Origin of the sequence: uncultured Jannaschia sp. (genome assembly GCF_947494025.1) — a bacterium.
GTDB lineage: Bacteria > Pseudomonadota > Alphaproteobacteria > Rhodobacterales > Rhodobacteraceae > Jannaschia.
Map to the genome: position 1 here is coordinate 1 of NZ_CANLTQ010000127.1, position 645 is coordinate 645.

Annotated in this window: 1 protein-coding gene; it reads left to right on the plus strand. The window is 65.3% G+C overall.

What is annotated here, in order from left to right; all coding sequences use genetic code 11:
• Positions 1-615, plus strand: a 615-nt coding sequence (locus Q1B08_RS21620) for an IS256 family transposase (protein ID WP_299823480.1), incomplete at its 5' end; no start/stop codon positions are given.
• Positions 616-645: the final 30 nt, after the last annotated feature.

A 645-nucleotide genomic window follows, 5' to 3' on the forward strand; every position in this document is an offset into this window, starting at 1 on the left:
GGCGTCCGCGAGAGCACCGAGAGCTGGCGGGAGGTGCTGCTCGACCTCAAGCGGCGCGGCCTGAAGCAGGACCCCAAGCTGGCCATCGGCGACGGTGCCCTCGGCTTCTGGACCGCCCTGCGCGAGGTCTTCGCCACGACCAAGGAACAGCGCTGCTGGCTGCACAAGACCATGAACGTCCTCAATGCCCTGCCCAAGTCGGTGCAGGCGAAGGCCAAGGCGCACCTGCATGATATCTGGCAGGCCGAGACCCGCGCCGCAGCGACGGCCGCGTTCGACTTCTTCGTCGATGCCTACGGCGTAAAATGGGACAAGGCGGTCGCCAAGCTGGTCCGGGATCGGGACACGTTGCTGAGCTTCTACGACTTCCCGGCTGAGCACTGGAAACACGTCCGCACGTCGAACCCGATCGAGAGCACCTTCGCCACCGTCCGGCACCGGACGAAGCGCACCAAGGGCTGCCTCAGCCGCAAGACCGGCCTGGCCATGGCTTACAGGCTGATGATGTCGGCACAGAAGAAATGGCGAAAGCTCGACGGCCAGAACCGCCTGCCGGAGGTCATCAGCGGGGTTGAGTTCCGCGACGGCGTCCGCCTACTTCAACCCGCCGCCTGATCACGCGTCACCAACTTTCGCGCATATCTC